General features: G+C 45.5%; 17 protein-coding genes. 8 read left to right on the plus strand and 9 right to left on the minus strand.

Going from position 1 to position 21,197, the window contains the following annotated elements; translation table 11 throughout:
- Positions 1–59 precede the first annotated feature (59 nt).
- Genes hemG through L3V36_RS21580 form a run of 3 tightly spaced genes read right to left on the minus strand, consistent with a single transcriptional unit; the run spans position 60 to position 2,713 of the window.
- Positions 60–587: a menaquinone-dependent protoporphyrinogen IX dehydrogenase gene (gene hemG, locus L3V36_RS21570; protein WP_017077284.1), complete on the minus strand. Its 528-nt coding sequence runs from the start codon at positions 585–587 to the stop codon at positions 60–62.
- A 10-nt stretch (positions 588–597) separates the two neighbouring features.
- The gene (locus L3V36_RS21575) at positions 598–2,055 is read right to left on the minus strand and encodes a TrkH family potassium uptake protein (RefSeq protein WP_017077285.1); all 1,458 of its coding nucleotides are present in this window, start codon (positions 2,053–2,055) and stop codon (positions 598–600) included.
- A gap of 34 nt (positions 2,056–2,089) precedes the next feature.
- Positions 2,090–2,713: a YigZ family protein gene (locus L3V36_RS21580; RefSeq protein ID WP_004736669.1), complete on the minus strand. Its 624-nt coding sequence runs from the start codon at positions 2,711–2,713 to the stop codon at positions 2,090–2,092.
- 227 nt (positions 2,714–2,940) lie between these two features.
- Here L3V36_RS21580 and fadB point away from each other — a divergent pair, with 227 nt between their 5' ends.
- From fadB to L3V36_RS21595, 3 genes are all read left to right on the plus strand, one after another.
- On the plus strand, positions 2,941–5,112 hold the full coding sequence (gene fadB / locus L3V36_RS21585; protein WP_208775659.1) for a fatty acid oxidation complex subunit alpha FadB: 2,172 nt from the start codon (positions 2,941–2,943) through the stop codon (positions 5,110–5,112).
- A gap of 26 nt (positions 5,113–5,138) precedes the next feature.
- Positions 5,139–6,302 (plus strand): acetyl-CoA C-acyltransferase FadA, encoded by a 1,164-nt coding sequence (gene fadA / locus L3V36_RS21590; RefSeq protein ID WP_004736671.1) that lies wholly within the window; start codon positions 5,139–5,141, stop codon positions 6,300–6,302.
- 242 nt (positions 6,303–6,544) lie between these two features.
- Positions 6,545–7,525, plus strand: a complete 981-nt coding sequence (locus L3V36_RS21595; protein ID WP_017094369.1) for an MDR family oxidoreductase — start codon at positions 6,545–6,547, stop codon at positions 7,523–7,525.
- A gap of 109 nt (positions 7,526–7,634) precedes the next feature.
- Here L3V36_RS21595 and L3V36_RS21600 read toward each other — a convergent pair whose 3' ends face one another.
- Both L3V36_RS21600 and L3V36_RS21605 read right to left on the minus strand, forming a co-directional pair.
- Positions 7,635–8,576: a LysR family transcriptional regulator gene (locus L3V36_RS21600; RefSeq protein WP_102485368.1), complete on the minus strand. Its 942-nt coding sequence runs from the start codon at positions 8,574–8,576 to the stop codon at positions 7,635–7,637.
- A 156-nt stretch (positions 8,577–8,732) separates the two neighbouring features.
- Entirely contained in the window at positions 8,733–8,918 is a 186-nt protein-coding gene (locus tag L3V36_RS21605; protein WP_004736674.1) for a hypothetical protein, read from the minus strand.
- A 149-nt stretch (positions 8,919–9,067) separates the two neighbouring features.
- On the opposite strand from L3V36_RS21605, the gene tusA reads away from it, so the two are divergent.
- Positions 9,068–9,319, plus strand: coding sequence for a sulfurtransferase TusA (tusA, locus tag L3V36_RS21610; protein ID WP_004736675.1), 252 nt, complete (start codon positions 9,068–9,070; stop codon positions 9,317–9,319).
- An 83-nt stretch (positions 9,320–9,402) separates the two neighbouring features.
- Here tusA and L3V36_RS21615 read toward each other — a convergent pair whose 3' ends face one another.
- Positions 9,403–9,657, minus strand: coding sequence for a hypothetical protein (locus tag L3V36_RS21615; protein WP_004736676.1), 255 nt, complete (start codon positions 9,655–9,657; stop codon positions 9,403–9,405).
- 151 nt (positions 9,658–9,808) lie between these two features.
- Positions 9,809–10,363 (minus strand): TMEM165/GDT1 family protein, encoded by a 555-nt coding sequence (locus L3V36_RS21620; RefSeq protein WP_017077289.1) that lies wholly within the window; start codon positions 10,361–10,363, stop codon positions 9,809–9,811.
- 420 nt (positions 10,364–10,783) lie between these two features.
- Between L3V36_RS21620 and glyQ the strand changes: the two genes are divergently transcribed.
- The 4 genes from glyQ to L3V36_RS21640 all read left to right on the plus strand — a co-directional run bounded on the left by glyQ (position 10,784) and on the right by L3V36_RS21640 (position 17,593).
- Positions 10,784–11,713 carry a glycine--tRNA ligase subunit alpha gene (gene glyQ, locus L3V36_RS21625; protein WP_004736678.1) on the plus strand — a complete coding sequence of 310 codons (930 nt, stop codon included), beginning with the start codon at positions 10,784–10,786 and terminating at the stop codon, positions 11,711–11,713.
- A 2-nt stretch (positions 11,714–11,715) separates the two neighbouring features.
- Positions 11,716–13,797: a glycine--tRNA ligase subunit beta gene (gene glyS / locus L3V36_RS21630; RefSeq protein WP_102501385.1), complete on the plus strand. Its 2,082-nt coding sequence runs from the start codon at positions 11,716–11,718 to the stop codon at positions 13,795–13,797.
- A 202-nt stretch (positions 13,798–13,999) separates the two neighbouring features.
- Complete coding sequence (locus L3V36_RS21635) at positions 14,000–16,087, plus strand: alpha-amylase (protein WP_208775658.1); 2,088 nt, start codon at positions 14,000–14,002, stop codon at positions 16,085–16,087.
- Between the two features lie 255 nt (positions 16,088–16,342).
- On the plus strand, positions 16,343–17,593 hold the full coding sequence (locus tag L3V36_RS21640; protein ID WP_017092348.1) for a valine--pyruvate transaminase: 1,251 nt from the start codon (positions 16,343–16,345) through the stop codon (positions 17,591–17,593).
- A gap of 231 nt (positions 17,594–17,824) precedes the next feature.
- Here the strand turns inward: L3V36_RS21640 and L3V36_RS21645 are convergent, their stop codons facing one another.
- Together L3V36_RS21645 and gyrB are read right to left on the minus strand one after the other, a co-directional pair.
- The gene (locus L3V36_RS21645; protein WP_017080845.1) at positions 17,825–18,259 is read right to left on the minus strand and encodes an Hsp20 family protein; all 435 of its coding nucleotides are present in this window, start codon (positions 18,257–18,259) and stop codon (positions 17,825–17,827) included.
- Between the two features lie 504 nt (positions 18,260–18,763).
- Positions 18,764–21,181 (minus strand): DNA topoisomerase (ATP-hydrolyzing) subunit B, encoded by a 2,418-nt coding sequence (gyrB, locus tag L3V36_RS21650; RefSeq protein WP_102446668.1) that lies wholly within the window; start codon positions 21,179–21,181, stop codon positions 18,764–18,766.
- Between the last annotated feature and the right edge of the window lie 16 nt (positions 21,182–21,197).

Here is a 21,197-nt window from a genome sequence, read left to right on the forward strand (position 1 = left end):
CGTTTTTTTATTCGTTCGATTAAAAAGAGCACAAAACGCCTCAAAAGTAGGCTTTTCTCTTACATCTCTTGCAATTTCTTAGAGAATAAAGAGACTTTTTCCCAGTTCGTATACTCAACTTCCTTGGTTGTGTCCGTTTCTCCGCCTGTCATATTCATAATGAAGCGAATCATGGTTTTATCGAACCAGTTATAACGAGGGTAATAGAGAGCACCCGCGAATACACCGATTAGAGTCGGCTGCCATGGTGACTTAAGAAGAAACTTCTTAATATAGGCACTACCTTCAGGGGTGTCTTTACCTTGGTCTTCTTTACGAGCCGTTAAGTTAACGCAGAAGAAGGCAACCTTATTGGATTGCAACTGAGTAAGGTTGGCATCAATGAACTTATATAGTTTCTTATTAAGGTGGCCGTAACGAATAGATGCACCAATCAACACTCGGTCGTATTGAGCAAAGTCGACATTACTAATAGTGTGCAGATCTTGAAGCTCACATTCGAACTCATTCATTTCTTCTTTTATATAGTTCAAGATCTTCTTGGTTTGCCCTTCACGGCTTGAATACAAAAATAGAGCTTTTGCCACAATGTTGTCCTTAGCTACGCCAAAACGTAGGGGTCAATAAAATTAATAAGGTGAATATCTCTAAACGACCAAACAGCATAGATACGATCAACACCCATTTAGCCTTATCATTCACATCGCCGAAGTGCATTGCCACTTCACCTAAGCCCGGGCCAAGGTTATTCAATGTTGCCGCTACGGCAGAGAAAGCACTCAGCTCATCCATCCCAGTAGCAATAAGAGCCAACATACAAACCACAAAAACCAATGCGTATGCAGAGAAGAAGCCCCAAACCGCATCAACAACACGTTGTGGTAACGCAGAACCGCCAACCTTGATGGTATAGACAGCACGCGGGTGGACAAGGCGCTTCATTTCACGAGCACCTTGCAAAGTAAGCAATAAGATTCGAATGACTTTCATACCACCGCCCGTTGAACCTGCACAGCCCCCTATAAAAGAAGAGAACAGAAGCAGAACAGGTAAGAACAATGGCCACTCGGAGAAACCTGTAGTGGTGAAGCCTGCTGTCGTCGATATAGATACCGTTTGGAACAACGCTTGATCAAAAGCATCGTAATACGAGTCATAAGAGTGGTGATTAAGCAGTAATAAGAAACAAACTAAGAACAAGACTGCTTGAATAAAGATAAAGGCGCGGAATTCAGGATCTTTCCAATAATACTTAGGATGCACACCACCAGAAGCAAATGCAGCAAAGTGAAGCGAATAGTTACACGCAGAGATAAGAAGGAACACGACCGTAATCATGTTGATAGCCGGACTGTTGAAATAGCCCATACTCGCATCGTGAGTCGAGAAGCCACCAATCGCAATAGTAGAGAAGCTATGACTTATAGCATCAAAGAAGCTCATGCCTGCAAGCCAAAACGCCACCGCACAAGCAATCGTTAGGCTCAGATAGATGTACCAAAGCGCTTTTGCCGTTTCAGCAATACGCGGAGTCATCTTACTGTCTTTTACAGGGCCCGGGATTTCTGCACGATATAGCTGCATACCACCGATGCCGAGAACAGGAAGGATGGCTACCGCCAATACGATGATACCCATACCACCAAACCATTGCAGGAACTGGCGGTAAAACAGAATCGCCTTAGGCAGATCATCGAGGCCGACAATAACGGTCGCGCCCGTGGTTGTTAATGCAGAGAAGGATTCGAAGAAAGCATCGGTTACCGACACATTGGGGTTATCGGCGATCAAAAACGGCAGCGCACCAGCACTACCGATTACCGTCCAGAATAAAACAACAATCAAGAAGCCATCACGCGCTTTCAATTCATGCTTATAACGTCGGTTTGGAAACCAGCAGGTTGCTCCACAGAATAAGAGAACAAAAAAGGTCGTCACAAATGGCACACCCGCACCATCTCGATAGATCAGAGCGACGAGCGCAGGTGCGAGCATTGATACACTAAAAAGTGCTAATAATAATCCGACGATTCGAATAATTGAGCGAAATTGCATGAGCTATTGAACGAAGCGAAATGCTTCACACTTCCTAGTTGTCTTTGACTTTCGTTACCAGTGCCTTAGCACCGCTTTTATTGATCATGGTTTGGGTAAACGAATCTACCTGAAGGAGCTCTATTTCAATAATAAGCTCAACTTGAACACCATAATCCGCTTGGACTTCAACAGCCTGATGCTGAGCCATGATGGATTGTGCAATCGGCACAAAGCCATAGTCTAACTCTAGCCGTAATTTTGTGGTTATTTTTTTCTCGATAGTTTGAAGCAGCTTGAGAGCTTGTTGTACTCCACCACCATAAGCCTTAACTAAACCACCAGTACCGAGCTTGATTCCGCCTGAATAGCGAGTGACTACAGCCGTTAACTCGCCAACACCTGAACCAGACAGTTGTGCCAAGATAGGCTTTCCAGCAGTACCCGAGGGTTCGCCATCATCACTAAAGCCCCACTTCATCGAGTCTTCAGGTCGCCCTGCAGCAAAGCCCCAACAGTTATGTCGCGCTGAAGAATGCTCTTTTTTTACCTGTTCAACGAACTGCTTAGCAGCTTCTACACTTGGAGTATGAGCAAGATGAGTAATAAAAACGCTCTTTTTTATCTCTTCTTCAAATAAAGCCGACGCTGACGGTATTAAATAGGGCTGTTCATTCATATCGTTAACTTAATTATTAAGAGCAGCGAAGTGTATCACGCGTGAATAATAAGGGTTAGAGGATCTGTGCTGTCGCACAATGTTAAACAATTGTTTAAAAAATGTATTGAAATTAATCAAGCAGAGGTACAGACTAGAATAACTGGTCTTACCAGGTGTTCTACAATAATAGAAAGATAACAAGATTCTCTCAAACAATCGTGGATTGTATGTCATGGAGATAGACAATGATTTACCAAGCTAACACCCTACAGGTAAAGGAATTACAAGATGGTATTGCGGAATTAAGCTTCTGTGCACCGGCATCTGTAAACAAACTCGACCTTGCAACTTTAGAATCACTAGATAAAGCGTTAGATGCTCTTAATGCTCACGCAGGATTACGTGGTTTAATCTTAACTTCAAACAAAGACGCGTTCATTGTGGGCGCAGACATCACTGAATTTCTTGGCCTATTTGCTAAGCCAGAAGCAGAACTTGATGAATGGTTAAGATTCGCTAATTCAATCTTCAGCAAGCTCGAAGACCTTCCTGTCCCAACTCTTTCAATGATGCGTGGCCATGCCCTTGGCGGCGGCTGTGAATGTGTACTCGCTACCGATTTCCGCATCGGTGACAAGACCACCAGCATAGGTCTACCAGAAACCAAACTTGGCATCATGCCTGGTTTTGGTGGTTGTGTGCGCCTACCTCGTGTTATCGGTGCTGACAGCGCGATGGAAATTATCACTCAAGGCAAAGCATGCCGTGCAGATGAAGCGCTTAAAGTTGGCTTGTTAGATGCGATTGTTGAAACAGACCAACTACTAGAATCAGCGATCAACACGGTTTCTTTGGCAGCCAATGAGAAACTTGATTGGCAGCTACGCCGCAAACAAAAAACATCAGCGCTTTCACTAAGTAAACTAGAAGCGATGATGAGCTTTACCATGGCTAAGGGCTTAGTGGCTCAAAAAGCAGGGCCTCACTACCCAGCTCCGATTACTTCTGTGATTGCAATTGAAGAAGCAGCGCGCAGCGATCGCGATGCGGCGTTAGACATCGAACGCAAACACTTCGTTAAGCTAGCAAAATCTGAAGAAGCGAAAGCCCTTGTCGGTTTATTCTTGAATGACCAATACATTAAAGGCTTAGCAAAACAAGCTGGTAAGTCTGCGAATAAAGCAACTGAACGCGCAGCAGTACTTGGTGCTGGCATCATGGGTGGCGGTATTGCTTACCAGTCAGCATTGAAAGGCGTGCCAGTGATGATGAAAGACATCGCACAAGCGTCTCTTGATCTTGGTATGAACGAAGCTTCTAAGCTGTTGAATAAACGCTTATCACGCGGTCGCCTTGATGGGTTCAAGATGGCAGGTATTCTGTCTTCTATTACTCCAAGTCTACATTATGCAGGTGTTGAGCAATCAGATGTGATTGTGGAAGCGGTTGTAGAAAACCCTAAAGTAAAAGCGGCAGTTTTGAGCGAAGTGGAAGGTTTGGTTGGTGAAGACACGGTTCTTACATCAAACACCTCAACGATTCCAATCAACCTGTTAGCGAAATCTTTAAAGCGCCCTGAAAACTTCTGTGGCATGCACTTCTTTAATCCAGTACACCGCATGCCTTTGGTTGAGATCATCCGTGGCGAGCATACTTCAGAAGAAACAATTAATCGCGTAGTCGCTTACGCAGCGAAAATGGGCAAATCCCCTATCGTTGTTAATGACTGCCCTGGCTTCTTCGTAAACCGTGTACTTTTCCCTTACTTTGGCGGTTTCAGCATGTTGTTACGCGACGGTGCTGACTTCACTAAGATCGATAAAGTCATGGAGCGCAAGTTCGGTTGGCCAATGGGCCCTGCGTACCTATTAGACGTTGTTGGTTTAGACACAGCACACCATGCCCAAGCAGTAATGGCGCAAGGTTTCCCTGAGCGTATGGGTAAAGAAGCGCGTGATGCGATTGACGCGCTTTATGTCGCTGAAAAATACGGCCAGAAGAACGGCAGCGGTTTCTACACATACAGCGTAGACAAGCGCGGTCGTCCTAAGAAGACCTTCTCTGAAGACATTCTTCCTATCTTGGCTGACGTATGCCAACAGCCACAAGACTTTGATGACCAGACCATTATCCAACGTGTGATGATTCCTATGATCAACGAAGTGGTGCTTTGTTTAGAAGAAGGCATCATCGCGACACCGCAAGAAGCGGATATGGCACTGGTTTACGGTTTAGGCTTCCCTCCATTCAGAGGCGGCGTATTCCGCTACTTAGACAGTGTGGGTATTGGTAACTTCGTTGAAATGGCGAAGAGCTACCAAGACTTAGGTGCAATGTACCAAGTTCCTCAACTATTGCTTGATATGGCAGCGAAGGGCGAAAGCTTTTACGACGGTCAACAAGCCAGTTCTCTGTAACCCACATTTGGAAAAGGAATAGCAAAATGAAAAATGTAGTTGTTGTTGATTGCCTTCGTACCCCAATGGGACGTTCCAAAGGTGGAGCTTTCCGTCACACTCGTGCTGAAGATCTGTCTGCACATTTGATGAAAGGCATTTTAGAGCGCAACCCAGAAGTAAACCCTGTCGAGATTGAAGACATTTACTGGGGTTGTGTACAACAAACGCTAGAGCAAGGCTTCAACGTGGCACGTAACGCTGCTTTGCTTGCTGGTCTACCGATTGAGATTGGTGCGGTGACGGTCAACCGTTTATGTGGTTCATCTATGCAAGCTCTGCATGATGCAACCCGCTCTATCATGGTTGGCGATGCTGAAATCTGCCTGATCGGTGGTGTCGAACACATGGGTCATGTACCAATGAACCATGGTGTTGATTTTCACCCAGGCATGTCTAAACACGTAGCGAAAGCGGCGGGTATGATGGGCCTAACCGCTGAGATGCTAGGTAAAATGCACGGTATTAGCCGTGAAGACCAAGATGCATTCGCAGCACGCTCACATGCTCGAGCTCAAGCAGCAACAGTTGAAGGTCGTTTCAAAAACGAAATCCTGCCAACAGAAGCTCACGCAGCAGACGGTTCACTGTTCACTCTGGATTACGATGAAGTCATTCGCCCAGAAACTACGGTTGAAGGCTTATCTCAGCTTCGCCCGGTATTTGACCCAGCAAACGGTACGGTAACAGCAGGTACTTCATCAGCACTGTCTGATGGTGCATCGGCAATGCTTATCATGAGCGAAGAGAAAGCCAACGCACTTGGCCTGAAGATTCGCGCTCGCGTGAAGTCGATGGCTATCGCTGGCTGCGATCCTTCAATCATGGGTTACGGCCCAGTACCAGCGACGAAAAAAGCACTTAAACGTGCGGGCCTAACCATCGAAGATATGGGTGTGATTGAGCTAAACGAAGCGTTTGCTGCTCAATCTCTTCCATGTGCGAAAGACCTAGGTCTACTGGATGTAGTTGACGAGAAAGTAAACCTTAACGGCGGTGCGATTGCTCTTGGTCACCCACTGGGCTGTTCTGGTTCTCGTATCTCGACGACCCTAATCAACCTGATGGAAGCACAAGACGTGAAATACGGTTTAGCGACCATGTGTATTGGTTTAGGCCAAGGTATTGCAACGGTATTTGAACGCCCATAGCGGTCGTTGGTTGTAATACTTGTAGGGTAATCTTTTGTGCAGCTATATTTATATAGCTGCACTTTTTATTGCTCGGCGTCCAATAATGTATCGATTCGTTCAGCGAACTTAGCGAGAGAAAAAACATCACTCACATCTATGCACAAAACGCATAGATTCAATGTTGATGTTTCATTATTTTTTCTTCGATGATTCAACTAAAGTTACTTCAGTTTCCTAATATTCCTCCCACGGAGCAGATCATGTTTAAAGCACTTGTACTAAACCAAGAAGATAAAAAAACTATCGCATCAGTATCTCAAATTGATGAATCTCAATTACCAGAAGGTAACGTGAAGGTTGATGTGAGCTACTCTTCTTTGAACTACAAAGATGGTTTGGCGATTACAGGTAAAGGGCGCATTGTTCGTAACTTCCCTATGGTTCCTGGTATCGACCTTTCAGGTGTGGTTTCACAATCTGATGACCCACGCTACAAAGCGGGTGACGAAGTTGTTCTAACGGGTTGGGGTGTTGGTGAAGGTCATTGGGGTGGCATGGCTGAAAAAGCGAGCCTAAACGGTGATTGGTTAGTGCCAATGCCAGCGGGTCTAGACGCTAAGAAAGTAATGGCGATCGGTACAGCAGGTTTCACAGCAATGCTTTGTGTGCAAGCTATCGTAGATGCAGGCATCAAACCAGAAGACGGTGAAATCTTAGTAACAGGTGCAAGTGGCGGCGTAGGCAGCGTGTCTATTACGCTACTAAACCAACTAGGCTACAAAGTAGCAGCGGTTACTGGCCGTGCTTCTGCAAACGGTGAACTACTTAAATCACTAGGTGCGACACGCATTGTAGAGCGTGCTGAACTTGAAGAACCAGCTAAGCCACTAGAAAAACAACTGTGGGCTGGTGCTATCGATACGGTAGGCAGCAAAGTACTTGCGAAAGTATTGGCACAAATTGATTACAACGGCGCGGTTGCAATGTGTGGTCTAGCAGGCGGTTTTGACTTACCAACCACAGTAATGCCATTCATTCTGCGTAACGTTCGCCTACAAGGTGTGGACTCGGTAATGTGCCCTCGTGAAAAACGTATTAAAGCGTGGGAACAACTTGCTGAGCTGCTACCTGAGTCTTTCTACGGCCAAGCGACTAAAGAAGTGTCTTTAGATGGCGCTATTCAAGCAGCAGAAGACATCACTAACGGTCAAATCACTGGTCGCGTAGTTATAAAGCTTTAGTAATCAACTAAAGCTCAAATATCTCAGAACAACAAAGGGCTGATAGTAATCAGCCCTTTTGCATTTTGGTCATTTGGTTCGAGTAAACCAAAACTAGATCTAAGTTAAGTTAACCCAAACCTACATCCGCAATCCGTTTCTGAATCAACTCACCACACTCTTCTTTTACTACTCTTCTTAACCATTGTTGCGAGGCAGAAGAATCGCAGCGCGAGTGCCAGATCAGCGAGTAATCAAACGGCATAAACTCAAATGGTAATGGCTTAACAACCAAGTCATAGCGCTCTGCCACCAAATAAGCCAGATCGGCTGGTACAGTGATCACCAACGGCATTCTATCGACAATCGCTAATGCGGCTTCAAGGTGATAAGCACGCAGCACCATTTTACGTGGGTTTTGATTGGCTAAAGCGTTGTCTAATAAAGCCTTAACACCATCACTGATCGCAATCATCGCGTGCGGGAGTGATACATAGTCTTCAAGGCTTAAAGGCTGATCCGCCAATGGGTGGTTTTTAGATAACAGACACGACACACCAACCGGCCCCAAGACCTCTTGATGAAGTGGTGCAATGCTGCCACTCGGACGACAGATCGCCATATCAACACGTTCGGTACTGAGCTGTTTAAACAAATGCTCATGCTGCAGCGGTGCAAACTCCAAAGATATGTTCGGCGCTTGTTCATAAATCTTAGGCAATGCATAAGGCAAGATAGTTTGCATCGCGTAGTCAGTAGTCGCAATCAGAAAGCGTTCACTGCAATAGTAAGGATCGAAATCACTCGGGCTCAGCAGTTGGCGGAATGACTCTAAAGGCTGATCAATACGCTGGCTGATCTCGAGTGCTTTTTTGGTGGGAATCAGGTGCTGACCTTGGCGTGTAAACAGCGGATCGTTAAGTAGTTCTCTTAAGCGCCCTAACACTCGACTGGTTGCGGATTGACTTAAGTTAAGACGAAGCGCAGCCTGGCTAACACTGCCCTCTTCAATCAATACTTTTAAGGCGACCAATAAATTAAGGTCTCTACGATAGATGTCTTCTAATTCCACGCCACTTACCTAGTTGTATACAACTGTCATTAGTTACTAAGTTGTTTATAGCATGCTTTAGATAAAAAAAATCCCGCAATTATGCGGGGAAGCCCAAGAAAATCTGGGGATAGTGTCGGAATGTTGTCGTATCGGAATTTGCTTGTTGTATTCGGGTTAGTGCTCTTGCTCTTCGGCTATACCTTGCCAACGGCGCATCTCTACCCAAATACCAATAATCGTTGCTACTATGCCAAAGATAGGCATCAGTGAGGTCTCTGTCGATGAGCGCAAAACTAACGCACAGAAAGAAATAAAACAGAGAACTGAATAAATTGTTAATCTATCTAATCCTGTCAACATCGCCACTCCTTAGCTAGTTGCCTTTGTTTCAAGTTGTTATCAACTTGTTAACTAAGTTATAGGAAATGATTCTGTTTGCCAAGCACTTATTGCATATTTTTTCTGCAGACGTATTATTCACTCGTTAGATAGATATAGAGATACAAACCATGACATTCAAACCTGAACTGGCAACCCATACTTTAGAAGCTGAAGGCCTGCGTTGCCCGGAACCAGTAATGATGGTCAGGAAGACAATTAGAAACATGCAGGATGGCGATGTGTTACTGGTAAAAGCTGACGATCCTTCGACAACTCGAGATATCCCGAGCTTTTGTCGATTCATGGATCACCAGTTGGTAGGTCAAGCGACAGAAACGTTGCCTTACCAGTATTTGATCAGAAAGGGATTGGAGGCATAACGCCCCACCGAGTATCAAGCATCAAAAAAGCCGCTCGTACCTTATGTTCTTCAACAGAACTCAGAGTACGAGCGGCTTTTTATTTATTCGTTTCTAGACTTGTTTTGCAGATGCTCAAGCTGATGCTGAATTTCTCGGATATCTTTGCGCATAGGAATAATATGCGCCACTCGAATCCAGGCCTCTACCGCAAGCCCAGTCATGATCATCGAACCAGCCACCATTGGTAGCCACATGTCCGTCAACACCATGCCTAATAGTGTAAGTGCAAGCCCAAAGGTAAATAGATAACTTTGGCTTTGTGGAGTAATACCCATATAACGCGTCAACATAATCATGCCCTCGTGTTCTTAACTCACAAGATTAAAATATCATGACAAGTATGACAGTTATATGTCCATTCGCTCGATAAACCCGACAATACTGTAAGAGTATGACCTACAACACGTTACTCTACTGGTTGAGTATAATAAGACTCAATACCACCGCTTAATAGAAAGCCGCTGCGATAGCCAAACCCACGAATAACAAGGCGGTGATCTTGCGAATCAGATCAAGAGGCATCTTATCTGCCGATAACTTACCAATGATCACCACTGGCACATTCGCCAGCAACATACCGATGGTAGTACCCAGAATCACCCACGTTAATGCATCAGAGTATTGAGCCCCTAGAATGGAGGTCGCAATCTGAGTCTTATCACCAATCTCAGCAATAAAGAAAGCGATAAAACTGGCAACAAATGGGCCTCGATTCGAGATCTGCTCATCGTCATCCAACTTATCCGGAATCAGAATCCAGCCCGCCATCGCAATGAAACTGACCACCAGCACCCATTTTAAGATTTCAGGAGATAAGTAATCTGCGATAACGACACCGAGCCATGCAGCAAGAGCATGATTGGCGATGGTGGCAAAGAAGATAGCCGCGATAATAGGTATCGGCTTGCGATATCGACTGGCTAATAAAAGGGATAGCAACTGAGTCTTATCACCGATCTCGGCTAAGGCGACAGTTGTAATTGAAATTGCTAAAACGCTCACGACATGCTCATTTGGGACGGAGATTATTATATTTAACCAAAGACAAACCTCGCGCCCCATCCCGGTTCACGATGCTTGTCTAAGGTCTTGCTAAGCGCCACCAAGGTGGTGGTTGCCTCGAACGCCATGATGATTTTGCATCAATTATGTTGACGGACGAACTCATTCAATAGGATATGAATAAGTAAGCTACTCCCCAAAGACCGCGAGATTTTAATCACCCACGCTTTCAAACACAAGTGTCAAAGTTATCAAAATATCCACTTGTGCCGAAAAACAAACATTAAAGGCAAAAAAATCCACTAAACGACATTTTAGACCACTAATTAAACAAGATTACCCCTACTCGCTTTACCAATATCTCGGTATACTCAGAGGTTATTTTTCTCATTCATTTAAAAGAATCGCGCGAACCTGACTATGCAAAAATACGATATCAAAACCTTCCAGGGAATGATCCTCGCGCTGCAGGATTACTGGGCACAAAACGGTTGTACCATTGTTCAACCACTAGATATGGAAGTAGGTGCTGGCACCTCTCACCCAATGACATGTCTACGTGCACTTGGCCCAGAGCCAATGTCTACGGCATACGTTCAACCTTCTCGTCGTCCGACCGATGGTCGTTACGGTGAAAACCCGAACCGCCTGCAGCACTACTATCAATTCCAAGTAGCTCTAAAACCTTCTCCAGATAACATCCAGGAGTTGTACTTAGGCTCGCTTGAAGTTCTTGGTGTCGACCCGCTTGTTCACGATATTCGCTTCGTAGAAGACAACTGGGAAAACCCAACGCTAGGCGCATGGGGTCTTGGTTGGGAAGTATGGCTAAACGGTATGGAAGTGACTCAATTCACTTACTTCCAACAAGTTGGCGGCCTTGAGTGTAAGCCTGTAACGGGTGAGATCACTTACGGTATCGAGCGTCTAGCAATGTACATCCAGGAAGTAGACTCTGTTTACGACCTAGTTTGGAACGTAGCACCAGACGGTTCTAACGTGACTTACGGTGACATCTTCCACCAAAACGAAGTTGAGCAATCAACATACAACTTCGAGCACGCAGACGTAGATTTCCTATTCACTTTCTTCGACCAGTGCGAAAAAGAGTGTAAAGAGCTACTTGAGCTTGAGAAGCCACTGCCGCTTCCTGCTTACGAACGCATTCTAAAAGCAGGTCACGCATTCAACATCCTTGATGCGCGCAAAGCTATCTCTGTAACAGAGCGTCAACGTTACATCCTTCGTATCCGCAACCTGACTAAAGCAGTTGCAGAAGCGTACTACGCGTCACGTGAAGCACTTGGCTTCCCAATGTGCCGATCTGTAGAAGAAAAGGAAGGTAAATAATCATGGCGAAGAATTTTCTAATTGAACTGGGTACGGAAGAGCTTCCACCAACGGCACTTCGTTCTCTAGCTGAAGCCTTTGCTTCTAACTTTGAAGCAGGTCTTAAAACGGCTGAGCTTTCTCACGAAGGCATCAAGTGGTACGCAGCACCTCGTCGTCTAGCACTTAAAGTGACCGCACTGGCTGAAGGCCAAGCAGACAAAGTCGTTGAGAAGCGCGGTCCTGCAATTTCTGTCGCATTCGATGCGGAAGGCAACGCGACTAAAGCTGCACAAGGCTGGGCGCGTGGTAACGGTATTACTGTTGAGCAAGCTGACCGTCTGAAAACAGACAAAGGTGAGTGGCTTCTTTTCAAACAAGAAGTGGCTGGCAAACCAGTTCAAGAATTGGTAATGGACATCGCTGCGAAAGCACTGGCTGGCCTACCAATTCCTAAAGCAATGCGCTGGGGTAACTCAGACATTCAATTTATTCGTCCAGTGAAAACACTGACAGTACTACTAGGTGATGAGCTTGTTGAAGGCAAAATTCTAGGCGTAGCTTCTGCTCGTACTATCCGTGGTCACCGTTTCATGGGCGAACAAGAGTTCACAATCGACTCTGCTGACCAATACCCTGCGATCTTAGAAGAGCGCGGTAAAGTAATGGCAGATTACGATGCGCGTAAAGCGATCATCCTTGCTGATGCTAAAAAAGCAGCAGACGCGGTTGGCGGTATTGCTGACCTAGAAGATGACCTTGTTGAAGAAGTTACCTCTTTGGTTGAATGGCCAGTGGTGCTTACTGCTAAGTTTGAGCAAGAGTTCCTAAAAGTGCCTTCTGAAGCTTTGGTTTACACCATGAAAGGCGACCAGAAGTACTTCCCTGTTTATTCGCATGAGATTGGTGACGCTGAAAGAAGCCTTCTACCAAACTTCATCTTCGTTTCGAACATCGAGTCTAAAGAGCCTCGTCACGTTATCGAAGGTAACGAGAAGGTTGTACGTCCACGTCTTGCTGATGCTGAGTTCTTCTTCAACACCGACCGTAAGCGTCCGCTTATCGACCGTCTTGCTGAACTAGACCAAGCTATCTTCCAGAAGCAATTAGGTACTATCAAAGACAAAACAGACCGCATCACAGAGCTTGCTGGCTACATTGCTGAGCAAATCGATGCTGACGTTGAGAAATCTAAGCGTGCAGGCCTACTGGCTAAGTGTGACCTAATGACATCAATGGTATTCGAATTTACGGATACTCAAGGTGTGATGGGCATGCACTACGCAACGCACGATGGTGAAGACGATCAAGTAGCACTAGCACTTTACGAGCAGTACATGCCTCGTTTCGCGGGTGACACACTACCAAGCACTGGCATCTCTTCTGCCGTTGCAATGGCAGACAAGCTAGACACTATCGTGGGTATCTTCGGTATTGGCCAAGCACCAAAAGGTTCTGACCCATTCGCTCTACGTCGTGCATCACTAGGTGTGCTACGTATCATCGTTGAAAACGGCTACAACCTAGACCTAACTGATCTAATCGGTAAAGCGAAAGAGCTACTAGGCGACAAGCTAACCAACGAAAACGTAGAAGCTGACGTTATCGACTTCATGCTAGGTCGTTTCCGCGCATGGTACCAAGATGCTGGTTTCAGTGTTGATATCATCCAAGCGGTACTAGCACGTCGTCCAACCAAGCCAGCTGACTTTGACCAACGTGTTAAAGCGGTTTCTCACTTCCGTGAACTGGAAGCAGCAGAAGCATTAGCAGCAGCGAACAAGCGTGTAGGTAACATCCTCGCGAAATTCGATGGCGATCTACCCGCTGAAATCGATCTAGCGCTTCTTCAAGAAGACGCAGAGAAAGCGCTGGCTGAAAACGTTGAAGTAATGACAGAAGCACTAGAGCCAGCATTCGCAACAGGTAACTACCAAGAAGCCCTAAGCAAGCTTGCAGATCTACGTGAACCCGTTGATGCATTCTTTGATAACGTAATGGTTATGGCTGATGACGAAGCGCTTAAGAAGAATCGTCTAACGCTACTCAATAACCTACGTAACCTGTTCCTACAGATTGCTGACATCTCTCTACTGCAAAAATAAGCACGAGTGAGACAGTTGCTCTAAGCCATACTCTGAGTAACTAACGGTAAACACCCAAAGGGAAGCGAAAGCTTCCCTTTTTGTTTTTGTGAACCAAGCATTTGTTTGTAGGCGTATTATTGATTAACTGAATGAAACAGCACTCAGACTGTAGAGGGCATTGTTTGCTATAAATAACCTGTTTATTCAGGGGAAGGGAACAATGAAAAAAACAGTACTCGCGCTTTCAATACTCGCACTCAGCGCATGCAGCCAAACCAGTGACAACAACCTACTGCTGACGATTGATAACGACACTGTCGTATTTGAATCATCAGGTAAAGGCACCGTAATTGCAGAACAGGAACTCGCCAAAGGTAGCTATACCTTCTCTATCAGCGACGCTCAAAAGACCTGTGGTACTAACTATGCTTTGGCTGAAGAGAGTCGCATCAAATTCAATAAACCCCTTCGTCTAGACGACTGTGCCGAGAATTCTGAAATCGCCATCAAGGTCTTTCGCGCTAACACCTACCAGTTTACGCTCAACCCACAGACCAATGAACTCACGGTTCAGGTAAAGCCAAATCAGCAACAAGTTCAAAGCTTTGCCTGTCCTGTACCCAGTGATCAACCAACCACCATCGATGTTACTCAAACCTTTGATGATGGCACCTTGGTAAGAGACGCCCTTTCAGGAAAACAAGTCACAGTTACCAACGGCAGCGTCACCATGCAGCCTGCAGAAAACAGCCAAGGTGTTCTGCTACTAGAGAAAGTAGAACCAGAAACCAAAGCCGATTTTAGTTGGGACAACGCCACGGTTTACTTCGTGATGACAGACCGCTTCCACAATGGCAACCCTGATAACGACAACAGTTACAATCGTAGCCAAGATGGACAAGATGAAATAGCCACCTTCCACGGTGGTGACTTAGCCGGGTTAACCGAAAAACTCGACTACATAGAATCACTCGGTGCCAATGCCATCTGGATTACCTCTCCACTAGAGCAGATCCATGGCTGGGTTGGCGGCGGTGATCGCGGTGACTTCAAACACTACGGCTACCACGGCTACTACCATCAAGATTGGACCAAGCTCGATGACAACATGGGCACCGAAGACGAGCTGAAAACCTTCATCGATACCGCGCACAGCAAAGGCATTCGCGTTGTTTGGGATGTGGTAATGAACCACACCGGTTATGCGACACTTGCCGACATGCAAGAGTTTGATTTTGGTAAGCTCAACCTCACGGATGAACAAGCTAAACAAACCCTTGGCGAAAACTGGACAGATTGGCAACCAGAAGCAGGCCAGAACTGGCACTACTTCAATAACTACATATCTTACAGTGACAAAGAAGCGTGGGAGAAATGGTGGGGTAAAGCTTGGTTACGCAGCGACATTGGTGCTTATGACTCTCCGGGTTACAACAACCTCACCATGTCTTTGGCACACCTACCCGATTTCAAAACAGAATCGACAGAGACAACTGGGCTACCGAACTTCTATCGCAACAAGTCCACCAGCGCTACAGATGAACTCCAAACTCCTCGTGAACACCTCATCACTTGGTTGTCTGACTGGGTACGTGAATATGGCGTTGATGGTTTTAGGGTCGATACCGCCAAGCACGTTGAGTTAGATGCGTGGGCAGAGCTTAAAGAGAGCACTAACCAAGCGCTTGCAGAATGGAAGCAAAACAACCCAGACAAAGCGTTGGATGACCTACCATTCTGGATGACGGGTGAAGTATGGGCACACAGCGTGGTGAAATCAGACTATTTCGCTAACGGGTTTGATTCGATCATCAACTTTGAATTCCAGAGTGATATCGCACCCAAAGCACTTAAGTGTCTATCCGATCTCGATGCTGACTACCTGCGCTACGCAGACAAGATCAACAGTGACAGCGAGTTCAACGTGTTGAGTTACCTTTCATCTCACGACACCTCGTTATTCTGGACACAACATGGCAGTGACTTTGCAAAACAAACCAAAGCTGCCAACGCGTTGATGCTGGCTCCCGGTGCAGTACAGATCTATTACGGTGATGAAATCGCGCGTGATTTCGGCCCAACAGGCTCCGACCCAATGCAAGGCACTCGCTCTGACATGCCTTGGGATCAAATCACAGGTGAACGAGCAGAGTTGCTGGATCACTGGCGAGCGCTTGGCCAATTCCGCCAACGCCATCCAGCGGTAGCCCAAGGTAAGCACATCATCCGTAACAGCAAGGGCTACTATGCGTTCGAACGCCAATACCAAGATGACAAGGTATTAGTCGTTTATACCGGCTCGAAGTAAACGCTGATTGAAATAACCCGCACAAATTAAAAGGAGAAGCTTAGGCTTCTCCTTTTTTGATCACGAAACACTCGTTCAATAAGAAAGCAGACACTCATTAGTTAAACTTTATAGAAGTTTTTTTCACGTTAGAGCATTTGGCGCTATGCGTCGCAAAAACATTGCGGTATGTTCAAGGAACACACTGATGGTAGACATAAGGTCTGCCTTAATGACACATAACAAGCAATCACAATGAATTAGGTAAAATAAGTAATGCAGTTCTCTAAGTTTGGTGAAAAATTTAATCGATACTCTGGAATCACTCGTTTAATGGATGATTTGAATGATGGCCTGCGCACTCCTGGTGCAATCATGCTCGGAGGTGGCAACCCAGCCGCTATCCCAGCCATGCTCGATTACTTTAACCAAGCCAGTGCCGACATGCTCGCCAGTGGAGAACTCATCGCCGCCCTCGCCAACTACGATGGTCCGCAAGGCAAAGACAGCTTCATTAAGTCGTTAGCGGCGATGCTGAAAGAAACTTATGGTTGGGACATTAGCGAGAAGAACATCAGCCTGACCAACGGCAGTCAAAGTGGCTTCTTTTACCTATTTAATCTTTTAGCAGGCCAACAGCCAGACGGATCACACAAGAAAATCTTGTTGCCGATCGCTCCGGAATACATCGGCTACGGCGATGCTGGCATTGATGACGATATTTTTATCTCTTACCACCCAGAGATCGAACTGCTAGAAAACCGCCAGTTTAAATACCACGTTGATTTTGAACAGCTCAAGGTTGATGACTCGGTTGCCGCTATCTGTGCTTCTCGCCCAACCAACCCAACAGGTAACGTACTGACCGACGAAGAAGTACGTAAGCTGGATAAACTGGCGCGTGAAAACAACATCCCGCTGCTGATCGACAATGCTTACGGCCTGCCGTTTCCAAACATCATCTTTGAAGATGTCGAGCCGTTCTGGAATGAAAATACCATTCTGTGCATGAGCTTATCTAAGCTTGGTTTACCTGGGGTACGTTGCGGTATCGTAATTGCGAGCGAAGAAGTAACACAAGCGCTAACCAACATGAATGGCATTATCAGCCTAGCACCCAATAGTGTTGGTCCTGCGATTGCTAACCACATGATTGAAAAAGGCGATTTACTGCGCTTAAGCAGCGAGGTAATCAAACCTTTCTATAAAGATAAATCTCTACGTGCAGTTGAGCTTTTACAAGAAGCGATCGATGACCCTCGCTTCCGTATCCACAAGCCTGAAGGCGCGATTTTCTTATGGCTATGGTTTGATGAACTGCCGATTACCACCATGGAGCTGTACGACCGCCTCAAAGCTCGTGGCGTATTGATTGTTCCGGGTGAATACTTCTTTATCGGCCAAGAAGACGAGTGGGATCATGCCCATCAATGTCTACGCATGAACTACGTGCAAGATGATGAGGCGATGCAGAAAGGCATTTCAATCATTGCTGAAGAAGTAAAAAAGGCTTACTCAGAACAGTAATAAAACCTTTTAGGTTACTGTAGGCCAAATACAAAAAAGAGCACCGACCTTCTTCAAGGTACTGGTGCTCTTTCACTTTTACTTCCCGATAATGTTTGTCACTTGAATACCCTAAATAATTGGGGGTTCAGCTAGGCGACTAGAAAATTCAGCCCTATGAGCATAGGGAACCTATGTAATTAGGGGGAATTTACGACGTCAACAACGCTGTAGCTTCAAGTATGACGGGTATTAGCCTTCTAGTAGGCTATTACCGTTGATAGCAATCTTACGTGGTTGCATCGCTTCTGGGATTTCGCGCTCTAGGTCGATGTGAAGAAGACCATTTTCCATGCTTGCACCTACCACTTTTACGTAGTCAGCCAGTTGAAATTTACGTTCGAAATCGCGCTCTGCAATACCTTGATATACGAAGGTTTTCTCTGCTTCTGCTTTACGCTCACCTTTCACAATTAGCATGTTCTCTTTTTGAGTAAGATCTAATTGGTCATCTGCAAAACCAGCGACTGCCATAGTAATACGGTAGTTATTCTCGTCTTTTTGCTCGATGTTATACGGAGGGTAACCGCCAGAAGTGTTTTTCGATGTGTTTGCTTCCATCATGTTGAAAAGACGATCGAAGCCAATTGCGTTGCGGTAAAGTGGAGTGAAATCTACAGTTCTCATAATGCTATCCTTTTAGTAAGCAATAGTCTTAGCTGTGATTTTTACTGAGATCGAACCTGTGTATGATTCAGTAAACAGCTAAGGGATTCAGTTCGCATTCCTCGGGTTTCACCTCTTTTGGCGACAACGCTGGGACATGACAATGAATCAATTTTTAAATTGTGTGCTGCCAAAGTTATCCTCTATTGAGCGATACTTCGTTAGCGGTTATGAAGGTTCTGTTTCTTCTCTTGTAGAGCAAGACAGTCATCCTCTTCACAACTAGATATGCGGATTGAGCAAAATAGTTTCAAGGGATTATTTTCAATTATTTTTCCAATCCAATATTTTTCAATCACTTAAAAACAAAAAAAGACCGTCATTTCTGACAGTCTTTTCAATAAGATATTGAGTTTTTTGAGACGAAGCTATTTCGTTTTAGTTCAAGGAAGAGGCGCGGAGCATACGAATGTATGTGAGCACCTCGACACAGAAATTAAGCGAAAGAGCGAAGTATCAAAGATACTAAACGTCTAGGTTAGCTACTTTAAGTGCGTTTTCTTCGATGAAGTTACGACGCGGTTCTACTTGGTCGCCCATCAACGTTGTAAACAACAGATCAGCACCAACAGCATCTTCAATCGTTACTTGCATCATACGACGAGTTTCAGGATCCATTGTCGTTTCCCAAAGCTGATCAGGGTTCATCTCACCTAGACCTTTGTATCGTTGTAGGCTCAGGCCACGACGAGACTCTTTCACTAACCAGTTTAGAGCTTCAACAAAGCTAGAAACCGCTTGAGTACGCTCACCACGCTTGATGTAAGCGCCTTCTTCAATCAAGCCGTCAAGCGCTTCAGAAAGGTCCGCTAGCTTACCAAACTCTTTCGAGTTGACAAGGTCAATGCTGAGTACATGTTCGTGAGTAACACCGTGTGTACGCACTACAATCTTAGGAACGCTTAAACCTAGCTCTTCGTGCTTTTCAACTTCAAGAGAGTATTGGCTCGCACCCGCTTCTTTGCCGTTAAGCTGCTCTACAAGCTGCTTACCCCAAGCTTCAACTGCCGCTTCATCATGACACTGCTCAGCGGTTAGGCGAGGTACATAAATCAGTTCGTGAATCAGTGCTCGTGGGTAACGACGGCTCATACGATCAACCAGCTTAATACCTGCATTGTATTGATGAACAAGCTTCTCTAAGCCTTCACCAGTAAACGCAGGTGCTTCAGGGTTTACGTGCAATTCTGCATTATCTAAAGCCAAAGATACTTGATACTGGTTCATCGCATCTTCATCTTTGATGTACTGCTCTTGCTTACCCTTCTTCACTTTGTAAAGCGGTGGCTGAGCAATGTAGATGTAACCACGTTCAATCAGTTCAGGCATTTGACGGTAGAAGAACGTCAGTAGCAGAGTACGGATGTGAGAACCATCGACATCGGCATCGGTCATGATGATGATGTTGTGGTAGCGCAGTTTATCTGGGTTGTATTCGTCACGACCAATACCACAACCAAGTGCTGTGATTAGCGTTGCGACTTCTTGAGAAGACAGCATTTTATCGAAACGTGCTTTCTCTACGTTAAGGATTTTACCTTTAAGCGGTAGGATTGCTTGGTTCTTACGGTTACGCCCCTGCTTAGCTGATCCGCCAGCAGAGTCTCCTTCCACAATATATAGTTCAGACAGTGCAGGATCTTTTTCCTGACAGTCAGCTAGTTTACCAGGAAGGCCCGCTAAATCTAATGCGCCTTTACGACGTGTCATCTCACGAGCTTTACGCGCCGCATCACGAGCACGTGCTGCATCGATAATTTTAGAACAAACGATTTTCGCTTCACCTGGGTTCTCAATTAGGAACTCAGACAGTTTCTCACCCATAGTAGACTCAACGGCAGACTTCACTTCTGAAGAAACCAGCTTGTCTTTAGTTTGGCTTGAGAATTTAGGATCTGGCACTTTCACCGAAACAATCGCTGTCAAACCTTCACGAGCATCATCACCTGATGTTGAAGTCTTCGCTTTCTTCGAGAAGCCTTCTTTGTCCATGAAGCTGTTCAGTGTACGTGTTAGTGCACCACGGAAACCCGCTAAGTGAGCACCACCATCACGTTGAGGGATGTTGTTGGTGAAGCAATAAATGTTTTCTTGGTAACCATCATTCCATTGCATAGCAACTTCAACGGTAATACCGTCTTCACGCTCATGATCGAAATGGAATATTTTCTGGATAATTGGTGTTTTGTTGGTGTTTAAGTGCTCAACAAACGCTTGGATACCGCCTTCGTATTCGAAGTGATCCATTTTGTCTTCTTCGCGCTTATCAATTAGCTTAATTGATACACCTGAGTTCAAGAATGATAGCTCGCGTAAACGCTTGGCTAAAATATCGTAATGGAACTCGATGTTATTGAAGGTTTCTTCACTCGGCCAGAAACGAATCTCTGTACCTGTTTTGTCCGTGTCACCCACAACCGCTAGTGGCGCTTGAGGCTCACCGTGGCAGTATGTTTGAGTGTGGATTTTGCCACCGCGATGGATAGTAAGAGTAACTTGCTTAGAAAGTGCGTTAACTACTGAAACACCAACACCGTGCAGACCACCAGATACTTTGTACGAGTTATCATCGAACTTACCACCAGCGTGAAGAACCGTCATGATTACTTCTGCTGCTGATACTTTTTCTTCTGGGTGCAATTCAGTTGGAATACCACGGCCGTCATCGCTTACTGACACAGAACTATCTTCATGGATAGTTACGATGATGTCATTACAGTGACCAGCGAGTGCTTCATCAATAGAGTTATCTACCACCTCAAAAACCATGTGGTGCAGACCGGTACCATCATCCGTGTCGCCAATGTACATTCCAGGACGCTTACGTACCGCATCCAGACCCTTCAGTACTTTAATACTCGATGAATCGTAATTATCTGACATAGTTACTCTCTGACTA

The sequence above is a fragment of the Vibrio sp. G-C-1 genome, from assembly GCF_021728015.1.
GTDB lineage: Bacteria > Pseudomonadota > Gammaproteobacteria > Enterobacterales > Vibrionaceae > Vibrio > Vibrio splendidus.